Source organism: Paenibacillus sp. N119s (assembly GCF_059447605.1).
In genome coordinates this window covers 1-25,400 of record NZ_JCAJRU010000041.1, presented here as the reverse complement: position 1 = coordinate 25,400, position 25,400 = coordinate 1, and the positions used below count along the sequence as shown (strand labels likewise).

General features: G+C 43.5%; 26 protein-coding genes, 5 tRNA genes and 1 pseudogene. 4 read left to right on the top strand and 28 right to left on the bottom strand.

Going from position 1 to position 25,400, the window contains the following annotated elements; all coding sequences use genetic code 11:
* From AC5V8P_RS07500 to AC5V8P_RS07475, 6 genes and pseudogenes are all read right to left on the bottom strand, one after another.
* On the bottom strand, positions 1 to 1,784 hold a 1,784-nt coding region (locus AC5V8P_RS07500), incomplete at its 3' end, for an ABC transporter permease (protein ID WP_495473591.1).
* The gene (locus AC5V8P_RS07495; protein ID WP_064798003.1) at positions 1,750 to 2,529 is read right to left on the bottom strand and encodes an ABC transporter ATP-binding protein; all 780 of its coding nucleotides are present in this window, start codon (positions 2,527 to 2,529) and stop codon (positions 1,750 to 1,752) included. The genes AC5V8P_RS07500 and AC5V8P_RS07495, both read right to left, overlap by 35 nt.
* A gap of 101 nt (positions 2,530 to 2,630) precedes the next feature.
* Positions 2,631 to 3,617, bottom strand: coding sequence for a sensor histidine kinase (locus tag AC5V8P_RS07490; RefSeq protein WP_064798002.1), 987 nt, complete (start codon positions 3,615 to 3,617; stop codon positions 2,631 to 2,633).
* Complete coding sequence (locus AC5V8P_RS07485) at positions 3,614 to 4,315, bottom strand: response regulator transcription factor (RefSeq protein WP_064798001.1); 702 nt, start codon at positions 4,313 to 4,315, stop codon at positions 3,614 to 3,616. Before AC5V8P_RS07485 ends, AC5V8P_RS07490 begins: the two co-directional genes overlap by 4 nt.
* A gap of 524 nt (positions 4,316 to 4,839) precedes the next feature.
* Positions 4,840 to 5,628, bottom strand: a complete 789-nt coding sequence (locus AC5V8P_RS07480; RefSeq protein WP_064797999.1) for a TrmH family RNA methyltransferase — start codon at positions 5,626 to 5,628, stop codon at positions 4,840 to 4,842.
* Positions 5,629 to 5,707: 79 nt separating this feature from the next.
* Positions 5,708 to 6,376 (bottom strand): annotated as a pseudogene (locus AC5V8P_RS07475) (potassium channel family protein); the annotation flags it as partial.
* Between the two features lie 156 nt (positions 6,377 to 6,532).
* Between AC5V8P_RS07475 and AC5V8P_RS07470 the strand changes: the two are divergent.
* The gene (locus AC5V8P_RS07470) at positions 6,533 to 6,766 is read left to right on the top strand and encodes a small acid-soluble spore protein SspI (protein ID WP_063209654.1); all 234 of its coding nucleotides are present in this window, start codon (positions 6,533 to 6,535) and stop codon (positions 6,764 to 6,766) included.
* Positions 6,767 to 6,915: 149 nt separating this feature from the next.
* Here the strand turns inward: AC5V8P_RS07470 and AC5V8P_RS07465 are convergent, their stop codons facing one another.
* The 3 genes from AC5V8P_RS07465 to AC5V8P_RS07455 form a co-directional block, all read right to left on the bottom strand.
* Positions 6,916 to 8,496: a peptide chain release factor 3 gene (locus AC5V8P_RS07465; RefSeq protein ID WP_063209656.1), complete on the bottom strand. Its 1,581-nt coding sequence runs from the start codon at positions 8,494 to 8,496 to the stop codon at positions 6,916 to 6,918.
* A gap of 298 nt (positions 8,497 to 8,794) precedes the next feature.
* Positions 8,795 to 10,351 (bottom strand): glucose-6-phosphate dehydrogenase, encoded by a 1,557-nt coding sequence (gene zwf, locus AC5V8P_RS07460; protein WP_063209658.1) that lies wholly within the window; start codon positions 10,349 to 10,351, stop codon positions 8,795 to 8,797.
* Between the two features lie 187 nt (positions 10,352 to 10,538).
* On the bottom strand, positions 10,539 to 11,303 hold the full coding sequence (locus tag AC5V8P_RS07455) for a YwmB family TATA-box binding protein (protein ID WP_064797998.1): 765 nt from the start codon (positions 11,301 to 11,303) through the stop codon (positions 10,539 to 10,541).
* Positions 11,304 to 11,550: 247 nt separating this feature from the next.
* Here AC5V8P_RS07455 and AC5V8P_RS07450 point away from each other — a divergent pair, with 247 nt between their 5' ends.
* Positions 11,551 to 12,030 (top strand): hypothetical protein, encoded by a 480-nt coding sequence (locus AC5V8P_RS07450; RefSeq protein WP_064797997.1) that lies wholly within the window; start codon positions 11,551 to 11,553, stop codon positions 12,028 to 12,030.
* A gap of 73 nt (positions 12,031 to 12,103) precedes the next feature.
* On the opposite strand, the gene AC5V8P_RS07445 is transcribed toward AC5V8P_RS07450, so the two are convergent.
* The 14 genes from AC5V8P_RS07445 to AC5V8P_RS07380 all read right to left on the bottom strand — a co-directional run bounded on the left by AC5V8P_RS07445 (position 12,104) and on the right by AC5V8P_RS07380 (position 23,983).
* On the bottom strand, positions 12,104 to 12,754 hold the full coding sequence (locus AC5V8P_RS07445) for a response regulator (RefSeq protein ID WP_013372995.1): 651 nt from the start codon (positions 12,752 to 12,754) through the stop codon (positions 12,104 to 12,106).
* Positions 12,732 to 13,811, bottom strand: a complete 1,080-nt coding sequence (locus AC5V8P_RS07440) for a sensor histidine kinase (RefSeq protein ID WP_063209664.1) — start codon at positions 13,809 to 13,811, stop codon at positions 12,732 to 12,734. Before AC5V8P_RS07440 ends, AC5V8P_RS07445 begins: the two co-directional genes overlap by 23 nt.
* Before the next feature lie 16 nt (positions 13,812 to 13,827).
* On the bottom strand, positions 13,828 to 14,475 hold the full coding sequence (liaF, locus tag AC5V8P_RS07435) for a cell wall-active antibiotics response protein LiaF (RefSeq protein ID WP_063209667.1): 648 nt from the start codon (positions 14,473 to 14,475) through the stop codon (positions 13,828 to 13,830).
* Positions 14,476 to 14,623: 148 nt separating this feature from the next.
* Complete coding sequence (locus AC5V8P_RS07430) at positions 14,624 to 15,328, bottom strand: PspA/IM30 family protein (protein WP_064797996.1); 705 nt, start codon at positions 15,326 to 15,328, stop codon at positions 14,624 to 14,626.
* Complete coding sequence (locus AC5V8P_RS07425) at positions 15,328 to 15,813, bottom strand: PspC domain-containing protein (protein WP_063209671.1); 486 nt, start codon at positions 15,811 to 15,813, stop codon at positions 15,328 to 15,330. Before AC5V8P_RS07425 ends, AC5V8P_RS07430 begins: the two co-directional genes overlap by 1 nt.
* 7 nt (positions 15,814 to 15,820) lie before the next feature.
* Positions 15,821 to 16,489, bottom strand: a complete 669-nt coding sequence (locus AC5V8P_RS07420) for a PspA/IM30 family protein (RefSeq protein WP_064797995.1) — start codon at positions 16,487 to 16,489, stop codon at positions 15,821 to 15,823.
* A gap of 88 nt (positions 16,490 to 16,577) precedes the next feature.
* Positions 16,578 to 16,889 carry a LiaF transmembrane domain-containing protein gene (locus AC5V8P_RS07415; protein WP_017428655.1) on the bottom strand — a complete coding sequence of 104 codons (312 nt, stop codon included), beginning with the start codon at positions 16,887 to 16,889 and terminating at the stop codon, positions 16,578 to 16,580.
* 127 nt (positions 16,890 to 17,016) lie between these two features.
* Positions 17,017 to 18,243, bottom strand: coding sequence for an MFS transporter (locus AC5V8P_RS07410; RefSeq protein WP_064797994.1), 1,227 nt, complete (start codon positions 18,241 to 18,243; stop codon positions 17,017 to 17,019).
* Between the two features lie 142 nt (positions 18,244 to 18,385).
* On the bottom strand, positions 18,386 to 18,943 hold the full coding sequence (locus AC5V8P_RS07405) for a TetR/AcrR family transcriptional regulator (protein WP_064797993.1): 558 nt from the start codon (positions 18,941 to 18,943) through the stop codon (positions 18,386 to 18,388).
* A 436-nt stretch (positions 18,944 to 19,379) separates the two neighbouring features.
* Positions 19,380 to 19,619 (bottom strand): NifU family protein, encoded by a 240-nt coding sequence (locus AC5V8P_RS07400; RefSeq protein WP_013373004.1) that lies wholly within the window; start codon positions 19,617 to 19,619, stop codon positions 19,380 to 19,382.
* A 313-nt stretch (positions 19,620 to 19,932) separates the two neighbouring features.
* The gene (gene sufB / locus AC5V8P_RS07395; protein ID WP_064797992.1) at positions 19,933 to 21,330 is read right to left on the bottom strand and encodes a Fe-S cluster assembly protein SufB; all 1,398 of its coding nucleotides are present in this window, start codon (positions 21,328 to 21,330) and stop codon (positions 19,933 to 19,935) included.
* Between the two features lie 43 nt (positions 21,331 to 21,373).
* Positions 21,374 to 22,681, bottom strand: coding sequence for a Fe-S cluster assembly protein SufD (sufD, locus tag AC5V8P_RS07390; RefSeq protein WP_495473590.1), 1,308 nt, complete (start codon positions 22,679 to 22,681; stop codon positions 21,374 to 21,376).
* Positions 22,682 to 22,704: 23 nt separating this feature from the next.
* Positions 22,705 to 23,481, bottom strand: coding sequence for a Fe-S cluster assembly ATPase SufC (gene sufC, locus AC5V8P_RS07385; RefSeq protein ID WP_064797990.1), 777 nt, complete (start codon positions 23,479 to 23,481; stop codon positions 22,705 to 22,707).
* Positions 23,462 to 23,983 (bottom strand): MarR family transcriptional regulator, encoded by a 522-nt coding sequence (locus AC5V8P_RS07380; RefSeq protein ID WP_064797989.1) that lies wholly within the window; start codon positions 23,981 to 23,983, stop codon positions 23,462 to 23,464. Before AC5V8P_RS07380 ends, sufC begins: the two co-directional genes overlap by 20 nt.
* Positions 23,984 to 24,275: 292 nt before the next feature.
* On the opposite strand from AC5V8P_RS07380, the gene AC5V8P_RS07375 reads away from it, so the two are divergent.
* Positions 24,276 to 24,419, top strand: a complete 144-nt coding sequence (locus tag AC5V8P_RS07375) for a hypothetical protein (protein ID WP_231116962.1) — start codon at positions 24,276 to 24,278, stop codon at positions 24,417 to 24,419.
* A 10-nt stretch (positions 24,420 to 24,429) separates the two neighbouring features.
* A complete protein-coding gene (locus AC5V8P_RS07370) occupies positions 24,430 to 24,714 on the top strand; it encodes a site-specific integrase (RefSeq protein WP_231116961.1) in 285 nt (94 codons plus the stop codon).
* Between the two features lie 274 nt (positions 24,715 to 24,988).
* Here AC5V8P_RS07370 and AC5V8P_RS07365 read toward each other — a convergent pair.
* The 5 genes from AC5V8P_RS07365 to AC5V8P_RS07345 all read right to left on the bottom strand — a co-directional run bounded on the left by AC5V8P_RS07365 (position 24,989) and on the right by AC5V8P_RS07345 (position 25,400).
* Positions 24,989 to 25,067, bottom strand: a tRNA-Leu gene (locus tag AC5V8P_RS07365).
* An 11-nt stretch (positions 25,068 to 25,078) separates the two neighbouring features.
* Positions 25,079 to 25,153: transfer RNA gene (locus AC5V8P_RS07360), tRNA-Cys, on the bottom strand.
* Positions 25,154 to 25,165: 12 nt separating this feature from the next.
* Positions 25,166 to 25,237: transfer RNA gene (locus AC5V8P_RS07355), tRNA-Gly, on the bottom strand.
* Positions 25,238 to 25,243: 6 nt separating this feature from the next.
* A tRNA-Gln gene (locus tag AC5V8P_RS07350) sits at positions 25,244 to 25,318 on the bottom strand.
* Between the two features lie 9 nt (positions 25,319 to 25,327).
* Positions 25,328 to 25,400, bottom strand: a tRNA-His gene (locus AC5V8P_RS07345).

Sequence of the window (25,400 nt, the reverse complement as noted above, 5' to 3'; positions counted from 1 at the left end):
ATTTCCCTTGAGTTTAGTCCGATTTTCGATAAAGCTCGGTATATTTCTTCATCTCGCTGAAGATCTACATACAATCTGAAATACAACAGGCTTACCGTACTAGCCAACATAATAATAGCGATAAATCCGCCAATAAATTCACTAATAACCAGATCCATTTCTGATGTTAAATAGTCGACGGCCCTAGAGTTAAGCACCCCTTTATTCACCTTGTTGGCTAACACGGAATACAACCATACCTCCTGTTGAGTTTCAAGAGTTCCTAAGGAAAGCTGGCCATTCTTCCATTTTGGCACAAAATAATAAGTAGATTTATATGCCAACGGATCATTGAAATACCGGTATTCAATTAAATAGTCGTAAGTTCGATCTGGAACAACAAGTAGTCTTCCTAGTTCAGAGACGATATTTCCATCAAACTTTAAGTTATGATCTATCATCAGAGTATCCATAATCTGAAGATTCATCATATGAGATTTCCCTTGCTTGTAAGTTAGCTTTTTTTCAAAAAAGGTTTTCTTTTCTTCAAGAGACGTCTCATTTGGATCGATAACGAAAAAACCTTGATTCTCCCGAAGCACAGGTACCTGCTTCAGCTTCTTAAACCTGGAAGCAAGTGCTTCATAGTTGGATAGCTTCATCACAGGTACCATCTGTTCACGAAAGGGAAAAATCAGTACTTCATTTTTCGAATAATCCACCCCAGCATGATGAAGATTTTGGTCAATCTCATTCTCAAGATTTATGGAACTTACATCATCAGAAAAAAATGCGAATGAATAAGACTGATCCCTAAAAAATCTTTTTTGCTGCTGCATAGAGTCAAAATTTGAAGCTGCTCCTACACAGAAAACGATAGAGATCAAAGTAATTAATGAAAACAGCCCTGCATTATTCTTCATTTTGTATGTGATTTCAGATAACCATAACAAACGGGTTCCACTCCAACACCATTTCCTGTTAGCTCTAAGCAATTGAATGAATAATACACTTGATTGGGCGTAAAACAAGTATGTTCCAATAAAACCCATTATAATCGTATATTTAAATGTGTCTCCAACTGAATAGTGCAACATATAAAAGGATAGAGACCCCAAACGATACGGTGCCAGATAAATGTAGGGTGAAAAATCAAGCTTCATTAAATATACAGCCGCTCCGATTAATACTATGGCAAGAATGGACAGACTCCATGAAGCTTTAGGCTCTTTGTTGAGCTGAGGAGCTTTGCTAAAAAGCTGCTGTAGTTTAAAACGTCGGATGAAAAAAACAGACACAAGTGAGATCAATATAAACAAAAACATGAAACCCATTCCTGTAAAAACCAGTGCTTTCCAAGGAAAATAAAATCTTAAATATATTCCTGTGATTTTGGACCCCAAAAGCAGAAAAAACTTTGCTGAAACAAATCCCCCAATCATACCAGTGACCAATGATAAAAAGCCTATAATTAGATTTTCAAAAGCTACTAAAAAATATATTTGTCTATGACTTGCGCCTAAAATGGTGAGTATACCAAATTCTTTCTTACGTGCAGCAACAAAGATATTGTTTGTGTATAATACGAAAAAAAAGGAAAATACAAAAATCAACAAATCCGCAACCTGCAATCCCTTTTTTACGTTAGCTGCTGTGATTACATTCGAGACATCCGGGTGAAAAATAAATACCGCATATACAAAAAAAATCGTAATCATCAAGGAGCTACTTAAATAATAAGGAACGTAAGCACGCGCATTGCGTTTGAGATTATTCCATGCTAACAGACGAAAGCTCATGTGCATGTCTACTTCCCCCCAAAAAGGAGAGCATATCTATGATTTCCTGAAAAAATATTTGCTGACTATGACTACGACGGATTTCATTATATAACTCACCATCTTTAATAAAAATGACCCGGTCGCAATAGCTGGCTTCCAAGGCGCCGTGTGTTACCAGCACAATTGTAGAATAGTCTACACGGTGGACAAGGCTCAGCATTTCCATCACAACGCGCGAAGACTTGGAATCGAGATTTCCGGTTGGTTCATCTGCAAGCAGGAGCGAAGGAGAATGAATCATAGCCCTGCCTATGGCTGCACGTTGTTTTTGTCCCCCCGACACCTCATAAGGCCGTTTGTCCAAAACGTCTGTAATATCCAGTTTTTTCGCTACTTCTTCCAGTTTGTACTCCATTTCCTTTAACCCTTTTTTATTCAGCATCAGAGGAAACAGTATGTTCTCTCCCAAAGTGAGGGTTTCCAGCAAATTATAGTCTTGAAATACAAGCCCCAGTTCTTTGCGGCGAAATAAAGCCAGTTTATCCTTCTTGAGCAGATGTGGAATTTCCCCTTTAATGCTAACCTCGCCAGAAGTCGGCATATCAATGGTCGCAATCATATTTAATAATGTTGTCTTCCCACTACCAGACGGACCCATAATGCCAACAAACTCACCTTGTTGAATCGTTAAATGGATATTGTTGAGGGCTCGGTGGGGAACCTTACCATAGTATATTTTGGTGACTTGATCCATTCGTACAATCTCCATCGTCCATTCCTTTCTTTTTTCTATGTTATGATCATAATCCATCCGAATCAGAGCGTCGATCGATTAACCTTACAAAAACCTTAAATGTGTTGTAAGGTTTCTTATGGGTGTATGGGAAATAGAATTTCAACCGTCGTTCCTTCACCCACCGTCGATTGGAGTTGAATGTCATGATTCAGCCTTTTGCAGATTTCTGCCACCAAATAGAGCCCCATCCCGGTAGATTCACTATACTTCCGTCCGTTTTCACCTGTGTAATAAGCCTCAAATACCCGCTCTATATCTTTTTTAGGGATACCAATCCCCTCGTCCTGCACTTTCAGCACAATCACATGATCTCTTACGTCAGATATCAATTTTAGACTGTGGGCATGACCTGAAGAGTACTTCACCGCATTGGTCACCAATTGATTAATGATAAATCTTAGCCATTTGGCATCGGTAATCACATTCAACTGCTCGTCCACTTCATTGGAAGGATAAATTTCATTGCGGATCAATAATCTTTTGTTATCATAAATCACTTCACCAACCAGCTTTCGTAATACAACAGGCTCCACATGAAAGTCTGGTTCAAAGGATTCCAATCGTGACATATACAAAATCATATCTAGTCCTTTGCCCATCCGATCAATCTCATCGTGAATCTGATCCGACTCGGGATCTATTTTTCCTCTAAGAATTAAATGAATTACAGATAAGGGCGTTTTCATTTGATGGACCCACTGATTTATAAATGTAATGTGATCACGCTGCTGATGCTCTAATTGATGAATTCGAGACTGGTACAATCGGTAAAATTGTAAAAGCAAATGCTGTAAAGCAGAGGCTAACGGATTAAGTACCTTCATCTGAATAAGCTCATCTAAATCTCTAATGTTAGCAGTGGATAATATTTGGTATAAACCAGAATACATGACGTACCGGAATAGCAAATAGACCAGCAAGAGGATGAACCCAAAAAATACCGAATACAGGGCCGTCGACAAGTTACTATAACCATCCATCCAGTAAATACTCAGCACAAGAAAAAGTTGGATAATATTAAAAAGGATCATAGAAAAATGATCACGCCAAAACAGCTTCACTGTTCTTCCTCCTCAGTCAAGTGCAGCCGATATCCAGCTCCTCTAACCGTTTCTATAATATCCTCCAGCCCCAACTCAGCCAGCTTTTTACGGACACGAGTAACATAAACATTCAGTGTGTTTTCGCCTACATATTGGTAATCGTCCCATAAAGCCTCTAAGAGATGAACTCTCCCTACAACCTGCTTGGGATATGTCATCAACAGCTCCAGCAGTGCAGCTTCTTTATGGCTCATTTCTACCTGCTTGTCATAAAACACCAGCTCCATAGTGTCAGGGTATAAAGTCAAGCCTGACACTGTTATGGAGCGTGATTTTTGGGCAACTGCATATAAACCATAGGCACGTCGCAGATTGCTTTCTACTTTGGCTAACAGTACTTCGGGATGAAACGGTTTGGTGATGTAATCATCGGCTCCGTTTTGCAAAGCAATGACCTGATCCATTTTATCGTCACGCGCGGATACAAACAGGATGGGACAAGTAGATTGAGTACGAATTTGCCTGCACCAATAAAATCCATCAAAACGAGGTAAATTCACATCCAGAATGACCAAATCAGGCTTTACCTCTTGGAAAACGCCTAAGACTTGGTCAAAATTTGAAACGACAACTCCTTGATAGCCATATTTCTCAAGATAGGATTGGAGTAAGGAGCTAATTTGAGGGTCATCTTCTACGATTAATATTTTATGCATCGTGTTTTCTACCTTCTTAGCGCTTAAATTTTAAATAACATAATTTTCTCTATATCATGCCTTGATTTGATTGTCTAAGCAATAACAATAATCGAATTCCCTTTAATTGCAGCTTAGAAGGATTTCATGGTGTAAATCGAATCCCGAATGATATGCATAGTGCCAAAAACCAGTGTGGTTAACAGGATAATTATAATGGCGATAACTATAGCTGTAATTATAATCCCTTTATAGTTTTTTAACGTTTTATTACAACTTAATTTGGACTTCCATACTTCTTTGATTTTATGCTTTGCATATTTCATATTTTGCTCACTTCTCTCTTCGGCTCGCTATTTTTCATACTAATTAGCTTCTACCCAAGGAACAACAGCCAAAGCTTACAAAAACATTACTTTGTTGTAAGGTATACAGCCTGGACAGATATAACATTTTCTAAAAAAAATGAGTCAGGTCTATGACCCGACTCATTTTAATATCAATTAATGTTATAAATCACACTCGCAGATTCATCGCTCTATCTCTTAACTTCGCTGTCTCATCGCCTCAAATAATAACACCGTCGAAGCCATGGCTGCATTCAGTGATTCTGCTTGTCCCTGCATTGGAATGAATACCGATTCATCCACCATACGCGCGGTAGCCTCAGAAATACCTTGGCCTTCGTTGCCAATCACGAGCCAAGTGGATACACGCAAATCCACATTATAGCATGACAAGCTCGCATCCAGCGAGGTGCTGAGCAAGCGTGCCCCTTTGCTTTTGGCCTGTGGCAACAGCTCCTCCAGACTGCCCTCGATCACCGGCAGATGAAACAACGATCCCATCGTGGAGCGGATCGTTTTGGGATTATACAGGTCGGCGCAGCCATGCCCCAATATAACGCCTGCGGCGCCAGCAGCGTCCGCACTACGGATGATGGTGCCTACATTGCCGGGGTCCTGTACCCCGTCCAGCACCATCACCAGCGCATCCGGCTGCTCCAGCAATGCTGCGAATGCATTCCGCTCCTGCTTACGCACGATAGCAAAGACAGGCTGCGGCGTCTTGGTATCGGTGCATTTGGCAATGACTGCCGCCGACACGGGAATCCATTCCACCGGTTGGTCGGCTGAATCCAGACCGTTTAGCTCGGCAGGAATCCCCTTGTCCAAATCGTAGGCGACGCTTTCAACAGCCGCCTTCGAACGCAGCGCTTCCTGCACTAGATGAATCCCCTCGACAATATATTTATGCTGCCGTGTGCGATGCTTTTTCTCCAGTAATTGCGACCATTCTTTTACACGTGCATTATTCGGTGAAATGATTTCCATATGTTTAACCTTCCGTTTCTATGGTCCGTTTCTTTAAAAAATAAATGATGCGTCACCTGTACTTGAGCATCAAGCTTAACTAAGCTGCAAAAGCCAGCTCCAGCTTGGTCAGATCATCCTTGTGCCCTACAATGACCAGGACATCTCCCGCTTCCAGACGATCCTCGGCATAAGGTGAAATGTTCATCTCCTGATTTCTGCGAATCGCCATCACATTGCAGCCGAAGCGTGCCCGTATGTCCAGCTCCTTCAGATTTTTGCCGATCATGGAGTCAGCCGCACGCATCTCCAAAATGCTATAGTCCTTGGACAACTCAATATAATCCAAAATATTGGGAGATGTTAAATGATGAGCTACCCGTAGTCCCATATCCCGTTCAGGATAAACCACTTTATCCGCACCTATTTTTTGCAGCACTTTCCCATGGAGTTCATTTTGTGCTTTAACCACAAGAGCAGGCACACCCATGTCCTTGAGAATCAATGTAGTTAAAATGCTGGCTTGTATATCTTCACCAATTGCGACTACAATTACGTCAAAATTGCGGATACCCAGTGCTCGCAGTGCCTCCTCATCCGTCGAATCGGCAGACACCGCATGCGTCACAATATTCGACATTTCCTGTGTACGCTGCTCGTCCGAGTCAATAGCCAGCACATCAAAACCCATCTCACTCAGCGCGCTGGCAACACTGGAACCAAAGCGCCCCATGCCAATGACCGCATACTGTTTTTTTGCCATTCCTTTTTTACCTCCCGCTCACCATACTGTCCGTCATAGTATAGCATATCATGCTACAAACATAAATTTTGACATCCTTATTCCAAATGCTTCTCATGTATACGGGGCCACAGCCCAAGCCATAATACATTCGACCACTATTACAACATCCGGGAGGTACACATGCCCATTACAATGGATTTACGTCAAGCGATTGTTCACAAAGTTCACGGCAAATCAGAGGCTGATCTTACGGATATGATCATTGGGTCAGTGGATGGACCCGAAGCCGCTTTGCCTGGATTGGGTGTAATTCTTGAAATCGTATGGAAGCATATGAGTCCAAACCAGCAGCAGGATTTTGTCCATTTGGCACATGAAGAAATTGATAAAATCAAACCCGTGCCCTTAACCTAGCTCTAGCTTTTAACTTCTTGTTCAGCTTTAGTTCGGCTCATTATTTTTACTCGTATTCAAAAATGAGAATAGTCCACTCGACATGAATGCGAGTGGACTATTCGTGGTATATATCAAATGACTGAGATCAGACTGCTTTGCATATCATTTTATGGAGCCATTTCTAAAAACTTAGCGGTCGGATTTTTTTCCATAGCTGTACGCATGGCATACTCATTTTCAAATAAGGCGACATAGTTGCCTTTCTTATCTTTTACCAGCGTAGAGTTAATACGGAACTTGCTCGGATCAATCTGCTCATCCACAATCCAGCGTGCAAACTGGAACGGCATACGTTGAAGCTGTACATCTACCCCGTATTCACCCTTCATGCGGTATTCAAATACTTCAAATTGCAGTTGGCCGACAACACCCAGTAGCGTATCATCAAAACTTACCGTACGGAACACCTGAATCATACCTTCTTCAGTCAACTGGTCAATACCTTTCAGATACTGCTTGTGCTTTAAAGCATTTTTTACAGTAACCTTGGCAAAAATCTCAGGCGAGAAGGTCGGCAGTTCATCAAATACAACCTCACCCCCTTGACTGAGTGAATCGCCAATGCGGAAAATACCCGGGTCAAACAAACCAATAATATCCCCAGGAAATGCCTCTTCGACAATATCACGGTCCTGTGCCAAAAACTGCTGTGGTTGGGACAGCTTAATTTCCTTACCCATCCGAACATGCTTAACACTCATCCCGCGCTGGAACTTACCAGACACGATACGCAAAAATGCAATACGGTCACGGTGAGCCGGGTTCATATTGGCCTGAATTTTAAATACATAGCCGGTAAATTTCTCGTTCGTTGGCTGAATTTCCCCCACTGTACTGCGGCGCGGTTCTGGCTTAGGAGCAAGCTGAAGGAAGTTTTCCAAAAATGTTTGCACACCAAAATTATTAATCGCACTGCCAAAGAATATAGGCGTCAATTCTCCACGCTGTACCTTTTCCATATCAAAAGGGTCACCTGCAACATCAAGCAGCTCTAAATCCTGGCACAATTGGTCGTGCAAATATTCGCCCGCCATCTCGCGAATAATCGGATCATTGTAATCTTCCACCTTTTGTACTTTGATCGTGGAATGATCATCTCCCTGAAATAACTCAACCTGATTTTTGACACGGTCATAAACACCGCACAGATCACGCCCTGTACCAATCGGCCAGTTCATAGGCACCGAACGGATACCAAGCACCTGCTCCAGTTCCTCCATCAGATCAAAGGGACTGCGTCCTTCACGGTCCAGCTTGTTAATGAAGGTGAAAATCGGTATTCCGCGCTTCGCACAAACCTGAAACAGCTTGATCGTTTGCGCTTCCACACCTTTCGCTACGTCAATCAGCATGACCGCACTATCTGCAGCTGTTAATGTACGATACGTGTCTTCACTGAAATCCTGGTGACCCGGAGTATCCAGAATATTAACGCGATGCCCATTATAATCAAATTGCATTACTGAGGATGTTACGGAAATCCCCCGTTGTTTTTCAATCTCCATCCAGTCACTCGTCGCATGCTTGCTTGCTTTACGAGCCTTAACTGTACCTGCAAGACGAATAGCGCCCCCGAACAGCAGCAACTTTTCCGTCAGTGTCGTTTTACCCGCATCCGGGTGAGAAATAATCGCAAACGTACGCCGTTTGTCGACTTCCTGTTGAAGTATATCTGTTGTTTTACTCATTTCACATATCCCTTCATGATCAAATCCATTGCAATTCTGCTCAAGCTATTCATAAAAAGGCTATAATGCACACCTATGTTCATAAGTTCATCGGCTCATTGCCGTTAGCTCCAATATCCGGCATACTCCGTTACCATATTCATGATCAATACGATCTATTTACATGTTTTAGCCTGCCTTTAACGTAAAATCAGTTGCAAACTGAAAACCTGAGACTAAGCTATTATAGCATACTCCGAACGCAAAGCATCCCCTTACATCCTAAACAGGACATAGGGGGATGCTGGACAAATCGGAATTACTGAGTGCCGCCTACTCGCCAGATGACATTATCTTCATCCTGACCGCTAACCGGCCACCACTTGAAGCCATCCTGCTCCAATAGCTTGTGAGCACCGTCAGGTCCCCACGAGCCTGCAGCATAGGTTTCCAGCGTATCCGGGGTCTGCTGCCACGCTTTGGCGATTCGGTCAACGAATCTCCACGCTGTAGCCACCTCATCCCAACGCGTGAAGTACGTCGAATCACCCTCGATCGCATCCATTAGCAAGCGTTCATAGGCTTCCGGTGAGTTGATCCCCACCATACAGCTTTGGCAAAAATCCATTGCCAACGGCTCAATATCTGACTCTGAACCAGGCTTCTTGGCATTGATTTTAATGTAGATGCCCTCCATTGGATTAACCCGAATGACGAGCAAGTTCGGTTCGAGCGTATGCTTTTGACCGAGATATACATTTGTCGGCATACTCTTAAATTCCACAACGATCTCCGTAGTTTTTACTGGGAGGCGTTTACCCGTACGAATGTAGAATGGTACGCCAGCCCAACGAAAATTATCTACAAACACGCGTGAAGCAAAATAAGTTTCTGTATTTGATTGTGGATCGACCTTGTCTTCTTGGCGATACCCTGGCAACTGCTGACCGCGATAACTACCTTCAGTATATTGCCCCCGTACCACGTTGGTTCTCACATCTTCAGTCGATTCAAAAGGTCGTAATGAACGTAACACCTTCACCTTTTCATCACGGATATCCTCTGGCAACAAACGACTAGGCGGTTCCATCGCAATCATCGTGAGCATTTGCAGCATATGGTTCTGTCCCATGTCGCGCAATGCACCAGAATGATCATAGTAGCCTCCGCGTTCCTCCACCCCTACTGTTTCACTAAGCGTAATTTGCACGTTGGCAATATGCTTGTTATTCCACAGTGGTTCAAAAAAGGCGTTAGCGAAGCGAATCACCTCGATATTTTGTACCATTTCCTTACCAAGATAGTGATCAATCCGATAAATTTCTTCTTCGGCAAATACTTCACGTATTTCAATGTTCAACTCTTGTGCAGACTCAAGGTTGTAACCAAAAGGTTTCTCTATTACCAGACGATTCCAGCCCTTGCCATCCAACATGCCGCCCTCTTTCAAGCTCTTCGACACACTTCCGAATAATTCAGGAGCCAAGGCCAAATAAAACAACCGATTTCCCGGTATGTTAAACTTACCTTCTATAGCCTCCGTCTGCTGTCTCAGCTCATGAAAACCATCGACATTGTTGATATCCAGTGATTTATATTCAAAATGCTCGGCAAATGCCTGCCATTCTTGATCATTCTCTGCTTTGTAGCGGCTAAACTCCTGTATGGAAGCATACAGGTCATTACGGAATTCTTCTTCAGTGCGAGGACGTCTTGCTACGCCAATAACAGCAAAATCTTCAGCAAGCTTGCCTTCACGATACAAGCTGTAAATAGCAGGAAATAGCTTGCGGCGAGCCAAATCGCCCGTAGCGCCAAAAATAAACAGAACTGCACCTTGTGTCACAAGAGATTCTTTAACAGGTATGTCAGCCATGAAGTACCTCATTCTTCCCATGTCAAGATTCCGCAATCCACAATCCTCGAAATCCGCATGTAGTATTGTGTATATTTATACAAGATCATACTTGATTTTCGAAAAACATGGAACTAAAGATTTGATGACATTTTAACATATTCCACATGGATAAGCTATCCGGTGAATCATAAATTTACCTTATAAGTCAGTATTCAATCGTGATGAGTGGAAACCCGAGCGTTATACGTTTATCTTGATGCTCTCTATCTTCATGTACAGCGATCTGCATCTGAACTTGATGCTCACCACTTTGAACCATTAACGGTAGATCTGGGGCTTCATAAGATACAGCTACTGTGGTTGCGTCTGTGTATCTTTCTTTAGCCTGCATGGACACTTTCCCTGCTAAGCTTGCTTCTGTCTGTTTCATCAGTTGATCCACGCTTTCCTTTGCTTGCAGCGAACGCTGAACGGCAATGTTCCACTGTGCTTGAACTCCTATAGAATGTAACTGCTCGGCACAAAGCTTATGAAGCTGAACCAACTGCTCACGTCCTTTGTCACTGCTTTCCAGTTGAACGGCCACATACCATTGTCCAGCTTGGCGTTCCATCATATTTAAACGAATTTTTAAATCCTCATGATCACCAACAGAACGATAAAGTGTATGCCCATTTTCTACGAGTTTGCTTGCTGTGGGTAGATTTAGTTGATCAACTAACTGGGCCGCCATATCTGCCGGATCTGCATGATTAGGAATCCAGTCTCCTTGCCATTTTACAACTAGCTTGTCCAGCGTACCTGGGGTCTGATCCGAGATGATTAACAACGAGCGTAAAGCTGTTTCTGCCTCACGGGAATCTGTGCCATTTGTCTGAAGAGTTCCGTAACGCCATCCAGCTAGTACCAACACCGTTCCTAATACCAAAAGCATAATAACTCCCTTTTTAATCACTCCTAGTTTTAACATGCCCGTTCCTCCCCCACTATAACCACTCGGCTCCCCACATATGCTTGAAATGCTTTCTTTTTCCGGCTCGATTCAAATCTATGAATCTATCAAGAGTTTGCCCGTTGCCAGAGATTTTATACGTAGAGGTGTTCAGCGCAATCATTCAAAAATATCCGTCTGCCCACTGGGTGTTCGACCATACATCATAAACACTGTAAGAATAGACTATTATCACAACGCATCTTAACCAAAAAGAGGTGAAATCATGTTTCCCATTTATCCAGTAAATGAAGCCAGTGTGGCACCTCATGGTGGAAGGATGGTCTGTGCCGTTATGCGTGATGGTACACGACACATCGGCATCTTAAGTGGGTGTAGCAAAGGCAAGCTGATGTTGAACGGATATCCTTCCTCCTTTCCTGGTAGTCTCTATGCTGCCGGAAGCTACAGTAACAAAGGTATACAAAAAGCTAAAAAAATCTCCTCTAAAAAGAAAAAAAGGAATTCTAAAAACAAAGCTCGCCCTTCTGCCAAGCTAAGTTCCTTTAATAAACCACCGGACGAACTTTTAAATCCATACTTTCCTAATAACGTAGGTGTATTTGACTCATATGGAAATGGGGGTTATGGAAATGGAGGGTATAGAAACGGCAGAGCAGGCTATCGCGACAGATATGGATATGGATACGGGGCAGGGCTTGCATTAGACCTGGCTTTAATCGCCTTTTTATTCCTCCTTATCTAAACATTGTTGCGGAACACAAAGAACCGGAGGACCCTACATCGTCTCCGGTTCTTTGTATTCGTCGTTCTACAGTCTACTCTGCTAAGCCGTTTTTATAGGCATAGATTGCCGCCTGTGTGCGATCTTCCACTCCTAATTTGGCAAGAAGGTTCGTGACGTGAAATTTTACGGTCTTAATCCCGATAATCAGCTCATCGGCGATATCCTGGTTGGACTTCCCTTGTGCCAATAAGCGAAGAACCTCCATCTCACGGTCTGTTAGCTCTGTATGTGCGGGCGCTTCAGCCTGTGGCTGGCGAAACCGATTCATCATCTTAGAGGCCACCTGCGACTCTAGTACGGATTGCCCGCGTGCAGCTGCACGGATCGCATCCGCGATCTCGGAAGCACGAGACGTTTTGAGCAAATAGCTGAATGCACCTGCCTCAATGACCGGATACATTTTCTCATCATCCAGATAACTCGTCAGCACAATCACCTTCGTTTCTGGAAGCAGGCGTGTCACTTGACGTGTCGTCTCGATGCCATCCATGCCATCCATGACCAAATCCATTAAAATCACATTGGGCTTGTATTCTGAAGCCAATCGTATGCCTTCTTCTCCGCTTCCGGCCTCGCCGACCACTTCAATCCCTTCTTCCGTCCCCAGCACTGCTGCAAGCCCAATCCGTACCATTTCATGGTCGTCTACCAACAGTACGCTAATCGGTAATTCCGTTTCCATGATCATCGTTCCTTCCGCTTTCATCATAAATAACTGGCACAGACACCTCGATCCGTGTCCCTTTTCCTGGAGCCGTTATATACTGAATAGCTCCACCAATTTCACTGACCCGCTCCTGCATTGTAGATAATCCATAGGATGTCTGCTTTTTCTCATCCATTTCAAAACCAATACCATTATCGCGAATGGTCAGCCTGATCGAATCCGGGCGTTGCACAATACGAATTTCCATACGAGTTGCTTTGGCATGACGCAATGTATTAGACATCGCTTCCTGAACAATGCGAAACAAGTGATTCTCAATGCCTTTAACCAACTGTACTCCGCTTTCCATCTCAAAATCAATCTCCATGGGTACCTTTGCCTGTAATTCCTGTACCAAATCGCGCAAACCCTGCTCAAGCCGTTTCCCTTCCAGATAGACAGGTCGTAAATGAAGTAGTAACGCCCGCATTTCGGATTGTGCCACGGAAGACATTTCTTCAATTAATGCAACTTGACGCTGCGCTTTATCAAAATCTTTGTCCAGTGTCCTGCCCACAGCCGTTGCTGTCATGGAAATAGCAAACAATTGCTGCGATACGGCATCATGCAACTCTCTGGCCAGCCGCTGTCGTTCCTCCACGATCGCAGTCATCCGTGCCTGTTCTGCCAACTGAGCATTATCCGTAGATAAGCGTTGTAAAGACGTAACTTGCTCCTGCCATTTACGCCCGATCCGTTCCAACTGCTCTCCTAATCTGCCCAGCTCATCATGCCCCAAGGGTGGCAACTCACGTGCAGGAGTTCCCTTTTCCCACATCAGCAATGTCTCTCTCAGCATTTCCAGTCTGGTTTTAAAGCGATAGCTTTCATAAAATCCGTACATTGCCCCTGTGCCAATCAACACCAGTATAACGGCGCCTGCTACTTTCAGTATCATCCCCCAGGTTGGGAACGACTTCACATATCCATATGTATACAGCATATAAAAAACAACTACGCCCACAACAACACACAGGAGGATACCTTCACCCATACTGCGGGTTACCATGTTGGACGTTTTCTTGTGATTCATCCCGGTTCCTCCTGGTTCAATAAAATCGAATGCGGACATCGCCCGCCAAGTACGAAACGACAAACTTCACTTTATATTCACTCTGCTCAAAATGAGGAGACTTCCACACCAGTCGATTGAGCATCCCCGCCTCATGATCCCGGTCAAACTGAATTTGCCCGAACAATACGAACATCTCTACCTCTACACCGTAATTATCTGGCAACGTGATGTCAATGTCACCGAAGATCCCTTGTAAAAATACGACGGGCTCACGTTCCTCTGGAAGAGCCAGCGTCAGGTCGGCATCCACATCACCAACCACATGCCATATGCTTGTACTGCGCAAGCTCCACGGTACTTCATCCCACTTATGATTGGATATGAAATTGTGTTTGAATATGGAGCTTTGACCTTTATGCAGCTTCCTGGAACGTGAATAGAACACAGCCAGCGAAGCCAAGGTGATCACCACAAACAAGAACAAATGATCCAGCACCAGCAGACCGGCACCAATTGCAAGCATCGTATAGCCCTTTTTGATTTTGGAATTGCGAATCTTATATATTCCTGCCAACATTAGGATCAGTGCAACCACAGAGAGGAACCCAATCCACTGACCGAATAAAATGATAATCCCGATGCCAATCCCTGCCAGTGCCAAGGCCGATTTTTTTCTCTCCATGCTGCACCCCCTTTTTTGTTTATACAGGAAGGAAAAGCCATAGTGGCGTAATATATCGCCATATGGCTTCCTGAATCATACAGATTGAGCACTATTATTGATCAGTGTCCATCTATACAGCATATCATAATGTTTAAGTTCCGAGTAGTTAGTCTTTCTTAATATCTACAGGTTTAGCCCCTGCCTGAATTTTGGACTTCAACTGTTGAAGCTGCTCATCCACTTTAAATTGTTTTTCAGCCTCTGCGGGATTAACATAAGCCTCTCCCGGTGCTTGACGATAAGGGGCACGCAGTACGTCAGCTTCTGCCTCCATATGCAGGATTTTTTCCTCCATGCGGTGGAAGCCCAGTGAAGCAGACCCGCTTTCAATCGTGTGCAAGCTATTGATTTGCGACATTTGCTTTTTGGCTTTTGCCATTTGAGCACGGGATACCAGCTCATTACGCTTATTGCGCATTTTATAGAATTCATCCTTCATCCCGTGAAGTTGCTGTACCAGTTCTTTGGCTTGGAGCTCGGCTTGAGTGTGCAAGTCACGATATTCATCCTGCTTTTGCACAAAATAAATCTTTTCGCCCAGCAGCTTGCGAGCTACTTCTTCCTGGCCATTTCGCAATGCAGATTCGGCCTGCTTTTCGCGCTCATTGGATACACGCACAGCCTCCTCCAAGCGCTGCTTCATACGACGCTCATTTGCCATTTGCTTGGCGACCGTTACCTCAGCCTCGTGAATTTCTGCCTCCATATCGCGCAAGTACTGATTTAACATGATAATCGGATCTTCCACTTTATCCAACATTTCATTCACCGATGCTCTTGTCATATCCTTCATTCTTTTAAAGATTCCCATTATTTACGTTCTCCCTTCTCGAATTGCTCTACTTTTTTACGTAACTCTTCCAGTTCCTTTTTCATTGCTTTTTTCTCGATATCTTCCATCATGGAATCCAGATCACTGTTGTGCCCTGTATTAAATTTGGATGAATAGCGGGCATCCTGACCAAACGCGTTCGAGTTGCCGTATGCGCCGCCTTGATTGTAACCATTTCCTTGTCCATACTGTGTTCTAGTACTATTACCGCCATAATAGCGTGGATCTTGATGGGTGTAGGGACCGCTATCTGGACCAAATCCCCCATCGTAAGGAGATCTTGGCTCCTTGGAAATAACTAACGCAGCAATTACATAAATCATAAAAGTGGTGCCTGCTGTAATAAAGAAACTGATCACAACCAGAATACGTATCCAAGTTGAGTCCATTCCTGTTGCGTCAGAAAGACCGCCACATACTCCAGTTAATACTCTATCCCGGCTTGATCGGTAAATTCGGGTCATAATTAACTTACTCCTTCCCGTTGTTGTTCAGCTTGCTCTTCAGTCTCGCCCACTCTTGTTCGAGCAGCGATCCACCGCTGTGAGTATCCCTCGTATACTCCTCACCCCGGCGCAAATCACGCAGACTCATTGTTTCTGCTTCCATATCAGCTACCCGGTCTTCCAAGCGGTTGAACATTCGGGGAACATTTCGTCCGCCGTATGTACCTGCCCGTTCGTTCATTTGCTGCTGGAGTCTCAACGTTTGTACACGTGCAGCATAATATTGACGCTTACTGTGAACTGTCTCGTACTCTGTCTTTAATGTATCCAGTCGCTGCTCCAATTCACGTAAGGATTCACGGCTCTGCTCCCACAGTTCTCTATACTGCTCTTCTTTTTCTGCATACAGCATTTTTTCCTGAAGGGCTAGCTTTGCAACGTGTTCTTCATCTGCTTTCAAGGCCAGAAGCGCTTGTTCCTCCCGTTTGGCCTGCATGGACAATGCATGATCCAACTGCTGCTTCATTTGTCTTGTATGCACTGCATACTGCTGATGAAGCTTTTCCGCTTCGGCGATTTCCTGGCGGGTATTATATAGAAACTGGTCAATGAGTTGGACCGGATCTTGACTTTGTTCCAAATGCTCATTGAAGGTTGCTACTGTAATATCACGCATTCTTCGAAAAACACTCATTGGCGTCTACTCCTTTCACAATTTCGTATTTTCATCATTTCATGCTCTTTGCTTAGGTGCATTTTTCTTCTTCCTCACACTGTCCCAATTAGTAGCGTCTTCTACGGTCACTCAGCATGGATACACCAAAAATGATTAACCCGATTGCCAGCAGTGGTCCAATCAGCCAGGACAGCTTGCCCAGTAAAATTAGTACCCCGAGCACAAGCACGATCCAGCCGAAGAGCGCATTTCCTCTTTTCACACCGTAGTATCCCAGCATAATCATGGCTATCGGAATTAAGTAACCAATCAGATGTCCTACAAAGTGACCGAAAAACGGAGTAAACTTACCGAGCAGCATAATCGAACCCAACACGATCAGTACAATGGCTAACCCATTCCCTTTGTTAACTCTCATTATTTCTCACCGCCTTTCACTGTGTCTTGCTTATGTTCTTATTGTACGCGGACCTAGCGCTTGGCAAAACGGACCCCAGACGGTTTTTAAACCTAGACCTAAGTCGGGGGTGAATATAGACCTGCGGCTAACCACTTCTATGTTGCTCTAGTGTACGGGCCATCGAGTTTTGCTCACCCGCTTGCTTGGAACGTAGTGAAAGGACGAGACAAGCTAGTAACGCTATAGCTGCAACCATATAAGGCAGATTAATATGAACATCGAACAACAGTCCTGCAATTAATGGTCCAATCACATTACCCAAGCTGGTATAGGATGAGTTCATGCCGGCAACAAAGCCTTGCTCATCTCCGGCCTGCCGCGATAGAGAAGTACTTACTGCCGGGCGAAGGATATCCATCGCCAGAAAAATGATGAAGGTCGTCAGCATAATCATCACGTACTGTTCGGCAAATAAAGTTAGAAAAATAAACAGTCCTCCGATAGCCAAGCAAAGATGAATTACCTTTTTCTCACCAAAACGGTTAATGATCCAGCCAAATATAGTTGCTTGCACAACTGCTCCCAAAATAGAGCCTGTCGTTATAATGATGGCGATATCCATCGGTGTAAAACCATATTTATGATCAACAAACAGTCCAAATACCGTTTCAAAATTCGCCAGCCCAAAAGCAACGACAAATACAATGAGCAAGCCCATGAAATACGGAGATTGATAGGACTTGGCAAACTGTTGTAAAAGATTTTCTTTTTGACGCGGAAGTTCTCTATTGTACTGTTGTTTTTCCTTGCTTAAAGACTCAGGCAGCACGAGCAGAGACAAAATAGCCGCTATTGCTGCTGCTCCTGCCGCTGCAAAGAAAGGAATACGTATTCCATAGGCGGCTAACAAACCACCAATTCCTGGCCCGATGATGAAGCCCGTGTTAATTGCTGCATTGATCATCCCCATCCCCTTGCCTCTTTCCTCAAATGAGGTCACATCAGCGACGTAGGCCATTATAGAAGGAGTGAGCAACGCTGCACCTACCCCGCCCAGGATTCTCGCAACAAATAACGTAGGAACAGAACTCGCTAGTCCAAAAACAAGCTCTGATAGCATGAAAATGATCATTCCAGAAACAATCAACTTTTTACGTCCATAACGGTCAGACAATTTTCCAGATAAGGGTGATAATAAAAGCTGCGTCAGCGCAAAAGCTGCAACCATCAGTCCCATGGAAGAACCGTTCATCCCTAGCTCGCTTATAAATTTCGGTAACACGGGAACAACTAATCCAATCCCCATAAATGCTAAAAAAATGTTAAGCATCAATAACAGCATTGCTCCCCGATTTCTTGTCAGAATAGACATATCTCCACCCTTCCTTTTCAAGAACATTTTATTTATCCTTAGTAATTTTTCAGTATCTCAACTTCAAAAACAAAAAAACTTTAATTGTTTTTTTAGTTTTATTATAAAAAAAGCCCTCCTTTTATAGGCATATATTATTAGACTATTTTTGCTTCTCGACTAACCCAAATAACAATATATCTACAATGGAATAAGTAGCTTCCTCTACCGTCACACTGTTATCCAGAAAGAAACGCTGATCAAGCGTCAGGTTCACTGAATCAATAATAAGCTTCATGATCAAAGCTTCATTTTTGTTCACAATAATTCCTTCTCGGATACCCTCCTGAATTAATGTTCTAATTGGAGACCAATCGTTTAAATCTGCATATACCTTTTTCCATTGCTCAGGATAATACTTTTTCATCTGATCCAATATTCTCAAATCATAAAATTTATAGTACAACGGCATCACTCTAATCGATTGTTTTATCTTTTCTAACAAAGATAATTCACTGTTTTGGATAATTTGCTCCGTTTTTCGAATCATATCATCATTGGTACGCTCAATAAGCGTCTCTAAAATAAGCGTCTTAGACGAAAAATTTTCATACAACGTACGCTTACTGATAGCAAGTCTTTTCGCAAGATCATCCATCGTGAATTTCAAGCCATTTTCATGAACTTCCTCTACAAAAGCTTCCAAAATTCTTTCTTGCATATGCATTCCTCATTTCTTTTACACTTAATAAACTATAAATGTTTTTCTAGTACCATCATCTTACGATAAGATCAAAGCGCTGGTCAAATATCTAGAAAAGAAACTATGCGAAGTTCTTATCTTCCATTCATCTGACCACCTGATTAATTATGTAGCCGAAATTGAGAATGCAATTAATAAAAAGGATGATAAAATGCCTTTAAGCATTTTATCATCCTTTTGTATATACCTGCGAGAGGACTCGAACCTCCACGGTTTCCCACTCGATAACGAATTAAACCTTGATAATACCTTGTTTAACGAAGTAAAAAAAAGCTGCTCGTCGATTTCGACCCGCAAGGTAATCTGTCGATGTACTTTGATATTGAGCAGCGGAATCAACTTCCGTAGCTATGGTCTACGACAGGACTAACTCAGTTGCTCAGTATCAAGGAATTTAGAATACTTGTACAACTTCTTTAATATCATCAATTTCCTCAAGAATTGCGCGCTCAATAGCAACCTTTAACGTAATTGTAGCACTTGGGCAACCATTGCAAGCTCCCAAAAATCTTAATTTTGCTATACCATTCTCAACTTCGACCAGTTCAGCATCTCCACCGTCACGCAGTAAGAAAGGACGTAGTTTGAGAAGAACTTCCGATACTTCATCGAATAAAACTCCATTTTCATCCATTATTTCAACTCCTCCCATTGTTTTACCAACCGTCATTCAGACCTTTTTTCATCCTAAATCGTCTGAGTGATCCTTTGCTTTTTGCCTAAGAGTGACCTCTTGATCCGAAAGTTCCCTTATAAGCGTATGAATAGAGTCTAAAGGTATCATCACACCACAACTTGCGCTCAATCCTGACAGCATATGGAGGCAGAACTGAAGTTTTCGTATCTCTCGAGTAATTTGAGCTAGTTCCGAATCGTCCGAATTATTTTTCTTCATTACTAGCACCTCATTAAAGAATGATAAAGGTTTGATCTATTAAATTAATGAATCAACCGATGCTTCCTTCCATCTCAAATTGAATCAACCGATTCATTTCAACGGCATATTCCATTGGCAATTCTTTGGTAAACGGTTCAATAAAGCCCATTACAATCATTTGTGTAGCATCTTGTTCTGTAAGCCCGCGGCTCATTAAGTAAAACAATTGTTCCTCGGACACTTTAGATACTGTTGCCTCGTGCTCCAAAGTAATCTGATCGTTTTTAATTTCGTTGTACGGAATCGTATCTGATGTTGACATGTTATCCAATATCAACGTATCGCACTTAATATTGGACTTGGACCCTGCGGAATCGCGGCTGAAGCTGGACAACCCTCGGTAGTTTACTTTTCCGCCCTGCTTGCTGATAGATTTGGATATAATCGTAGATGTTGTCTCGGGAGCAAGGTGAATTACCTTCGCGCCAGCATCTTGATGTTGATCTTTACCGGCTACGGCAATAGACAGGATGGACCCCTTGGCTCCCCGCCCTTTCAATAATACTGCCGGATACTTCATTGTTACCTTGGAGCCGATGTTGCCGTCCACCCATTCCATTGTGGCATTTTCTTCTGCCACAGCCCTTTGGGTTACCAAGTTGTAGATATTAGGAGCCCAATTCTGAATGGTCGTGTAACGGACACGGGAATCTTTCCGGCAAATAATTTCAATAACTCCACTATGCAGAGAACTGGTACTATAAATAGGCGCTGTACATCCTTCAACATAATGGACAAAGCTGCCCTCTTCGGCAATAATTAATGTCCGCTCGAATTGACCCATATTTTCAGAATTAATACGGAAATAACCTTGTATAGGAACCTCGCAATGAACACCCTTCGGAATGTATACAAAGCTACCGCCTGACCAAACCGCACTATTAAGCGCCGCAAATTTATTGTCTGCGGGAGGGATGATCGTCCCAAAATGTTGCTTAAACACTTCGGGGTATTGCTTTAATGCAGTATCCGTATCAAGGAAAATAACGCCCTGATCCTCCAGTTCTTTCCGCATGCTATGATAAACTACTTCCGACTCATATTGAGCGGATACGCCCGCCAGGAACTTTTGCTCCGCTTCAGGGATTCCCAGCTTGTCAAAGGTTGCTTTGATCTCGGAAGGAACCTCCTCCCAGGTCTTTCCCTGTTTTTCAGAAGGGCGAACGTAATACTGGATGTCATCAAGATTTAGCCCGGTCAAATCCGCTCCCCAATTAGGCATCGGCATTTTGTAGAATTGATTCAAAGCTTTCAACCGAAAATTGAGCATCCACTCCGGCTCTTCCTTGATCCGGGAAATTTCCCGGACAATCTCTTCCGTCAGACCTTTTCCAGATTGAAAAATAGACTGGTGCTTGTCGCGAAACCCATATTTATATTCGCCCATATCTGGTGCTTTTTTAGCCATTAGTATCACTCCTTTTTAACCTTTCAAGATTCATTTTGATTTGCTATGATCTGCCGAGCTTGCTTTCTACTAAATCTTTTAGGCGACTGCGAACACCTTCCAGCGGGATCTCCGAAATGACAGGAGCGAGAAATCCGAAAATAACAAGATGTTCGGCTTCACTCCGTGATATCCCGCGCGACATCAGATAATAGATTTGCTCTGCATTTACTTGCCCCACGGATGCAGCATGACCCGCGGTTACATCATCCTCATCTATCAACAGGATCGGATTGGCATCGCCGCGAGCTTTAGGACTTAGCATAAGCACGCGTTCTGTTTGCTGACCATCACAATGGGTTGCACCTTTTTCAATCTTTGTAATGCCGTTGATAATGGCCGTAGCTTCTTCAAGCATGACTGCCCGCGTAATCATCTGGCTTACCGAGCTTCTGCCAAAATGCTGAGCTTGAGTTGTATAGCTCGATTTTTGATTGCCCGTGCCAATAGCAATCACCTTATTGTCGGAGACCGCCCCGTTGCCTTGTAGCAAAGTCTTGGTATCGCTGGCGGTATAACCATTGTTCATCTCACCGATAATCCATTCCACACCCCCATCAGCAAGAACGACCGCCCGTCGCTGGGTGAAATCTGTTGTAGTTGCAGCAAGCTGATGAACCGAAGCTACTTGCACCTTTGAGCCCGCCCCCGCGAAGACCTCCGTCACACCGTTATGCAATACCTTGACATCATCACGACTCGATACACAATTATCCACGTAAGTGATCTTGCTGTTGCTCCCTGCCACAATTAAGACGTGAGGAGCAAAACACACACCGCTTGTATCGTTAAGAAAGATCGCTTGAATAGGTGCTTCAACCTCTACACCGTCTGGGACATATAGAAAAACGCCACCACTCCATAAGGCACTGTGTGCAGCAGATAAACGATGCTCTTCTGGCTTTACTGCCTGAAAGAGATAACGTTGAACTAGCTCCTCATGCTCTTTTGCCGCAGTATGCAGATCCGTTAAAATGACTCCCTGGGCGGCTAAGCTCTCGGACAATTTCGTATACACTACATCCGAGTTGAACTGAACGATTAGTCCGCCTTTCACCGGAGAAGCAACCAAACCTTGAACAACCCCCGGCGCTTCCTCCAAACTAGACCAAGCAGTCTCAGCTTTGTAATCTCCACTTTCGTAGATATCCCATTTTTCAAGATTGATTTTCTCCACTTTAGGCAACTCCAGCGTCCCTGCCAGTTCGAGTGCGTGAACGCGGCGTTCAATCAGCCAACGAGGTTCATCCTTAGCGCTTGACCATGCGCGTAAATCGTCCACATTCATTGAAACTCTAGCTTGTATATCCACGTGCTGTTCCTCCTCTCCGGCTTTTAAGCTTCACTTACCGTCTCATCCGTAATCCCAAGTTCCTCCTTCACCCAATCGTACCCTTCAGCCTCCAAACGGTGGGCAAGCTCCGGACCGCCAGATTTAACTATCCGGCCTTGCATCATGACATGCACAAAATCCGGGGTAATATAATTCAACAGTCGTTGATAATGGGTGATGATTAAAAAGCCTCTATCCGGGCTGCGCATCTCATTTACGCCATTGGCCACAATACGCAGTGCATCAATATCAAGTCCTGAGTCCACTTCATCCAGGATCACAAACTTGGGTTCAAGCAGCATCATTTGCAAAATCTCATTCCGCTTTTTTTCACCGCCAGAGAATCCCTCATTCAAATAACGATGCATAAATTCCGGGTTCATCTCTAGCCCCTGCATTTTGCTCTCCATTTCACGGATAAAACGTATTAAGGATATCTCATCGCCTTCTTCACGCCGTGCATTGATGGCACTTCTAAGAAAATCCGAGTTGGTCACGCCAGCAATTTCGCTTGGGTATTGCATAGCGAGGAACAAACCTGCCTGGGCACGCTCATCCACCTCCATCTCCAGAAGGTCTTCATTGTCCAATGTCACCTTACCGCCAGTAACCTCATATTTGGGATGGCCCATTAAAGCTGAAGCCAATGTACTTTTTCCCGTCCCATTAGGCCCCATAATCGCATGAATCTCTCCGCCATGAATCTCCAGTGTGAGCCCTTTTAAAATTTCTTTCCCTTCAATCTTGGATCTTAATTTCTCAATCTTTAATGTCGTCATTTATCATAAACTTCCCTTCGGAGTATTCTTCGGCACGCGCCACCAAATCACTCATAAATTTTCCAATAGTCTGCAGCTCAACCTCTGAATAGGCTTCAATGAATTTGTAAAACCTTTCTTCTTTTTCTTTGTGCAGTTCTTTATGCAAATGATAAACGTGTCTTCCCTTATCCGTTAAACTAAAGTAAATCTCCTTACGATTGCTGTTCAGTTGGCTTCTCATAATGAAGCCCATTTCCAGCAGCTTTGCACTAATTTTAGTAATGCTAGCTTTGGACAACCCCATCTTCTCCACAATCCCGGTATGATTTATCGGTTCATAATCACCAATGCAATCAATAACGTGTACACTAGTAATATTATTGGAGAGCATGTCAATCTGGTACTTTCTGGCCTGTTGCCGAAACGAGTTAATTTCTTGTTCAGTATACAGCTCATTCAGATGTAGCATTTTAATATATTGCTCGTAAAGATGACCTTTAAAATGATTTTGAAACTCCAATTTCCCAATCTCCCCTCTCTTGTAGTAGTTGCAGATCAAGTTCAGTGTCACCATTAGATTATATTTTGTTCACTAGTAAACAAAACCATATTAACACAATTGATATTGATAATCAATATCAATTGTGTTAAATGTGACGCAATTTTGGAGGCGTTTTTCATGAGGTTGTTGTCATTGTCATCGGCCTCATGCTGTGTTTTGACTAGGGCACGTCCCAGAAATGGTCTTGTATACCTCTGATCATTCCTGCTTTGCGAGGATTGATCAATGGTACCCATTCGGCAGCACCCGGATGGATCTGATAACCAAAGCCAAGTCCAATACCGTGGCCTATGAACGTCATGGTGCACCTGCCACAAACCGGGGTTGCTATCGTAAAAAGAGGACAAAGGTGGTGCTTGACCGAGCTGTTTTAAAGCCGTATCGCCGCGTTTGAGTACGCTATCGTGAGCTTCTACAATGCCGAGGAGCCCAATCAACTCCTCGCAGTAATCCGAGGCGAAAGAATTGAGCTTTTCGTTATCCTGGCTGCCTTTTATGGGCTAAGCCGAAGCGAGGCCGTAGGGTTAAAATGGTCGGCTATTGATTTATTGAATTGGACTATTAATATTAAACATACCGCCACATCGGGTAATTTGAATGGTATATATACTGAAATTGAAAAGGGACGAACCAAGAATAAATCCATTTTCCATATACTGACACTGGTGGACACTTCTATGAGCTTCTGATTCGTATGAAGGAATAAGAGGAATCCTATCGCTTATCTTCTGACAATTCTTATTGTCTTGAATACCTGGAGTATATTTATGTAGATGTACTAGGGGTAAGCATGAAAGAAGTTTAGGAATGGTTAGACCACAGCGATTATGTAACAACGGCAAATATTTATTCGCATTTGGAATACAACTCAAAGGTGTCTTCAACTCAAACAATGAGTGGGGTACTAAAGCTCAAATAAAAAAAACTCACTAGAGAATGTCTCTAATGAACTTTTTTAGTTAATACCGGCGAGAGGACTCGAACCTCCACGGTTTCCCACTCGATTTTGAGTCGAGCGCGTCTGCCATTCCGCCACGCCGGCATATTTAATTATGGAGGCGCCACCCAGATTTGAACTGGGGAATAAAGCTTTTGCAGAGCTTTGCCTTACCACTTGGCTATGGCGCCAGATTATAAAAAAGCGGACGACGGGAATCGAACCCGCGACCCTCGCCTTGGCAAGGCGATGCTCTACCGCTGAGCCACGTCCGCATAAGATGGCTGGGGATATAGGATTTGAACCTATGCATGACGGAGTCAAAGTCCGTTGCCTTACCGCTTGGCTAATCCCCAATAAGAAAGGGCGGCCGATGGGGCTTGAACCCACGAATGCCGGAGTCACAGTCCGGTGCGTTAACCACTTCGCCACGACCGC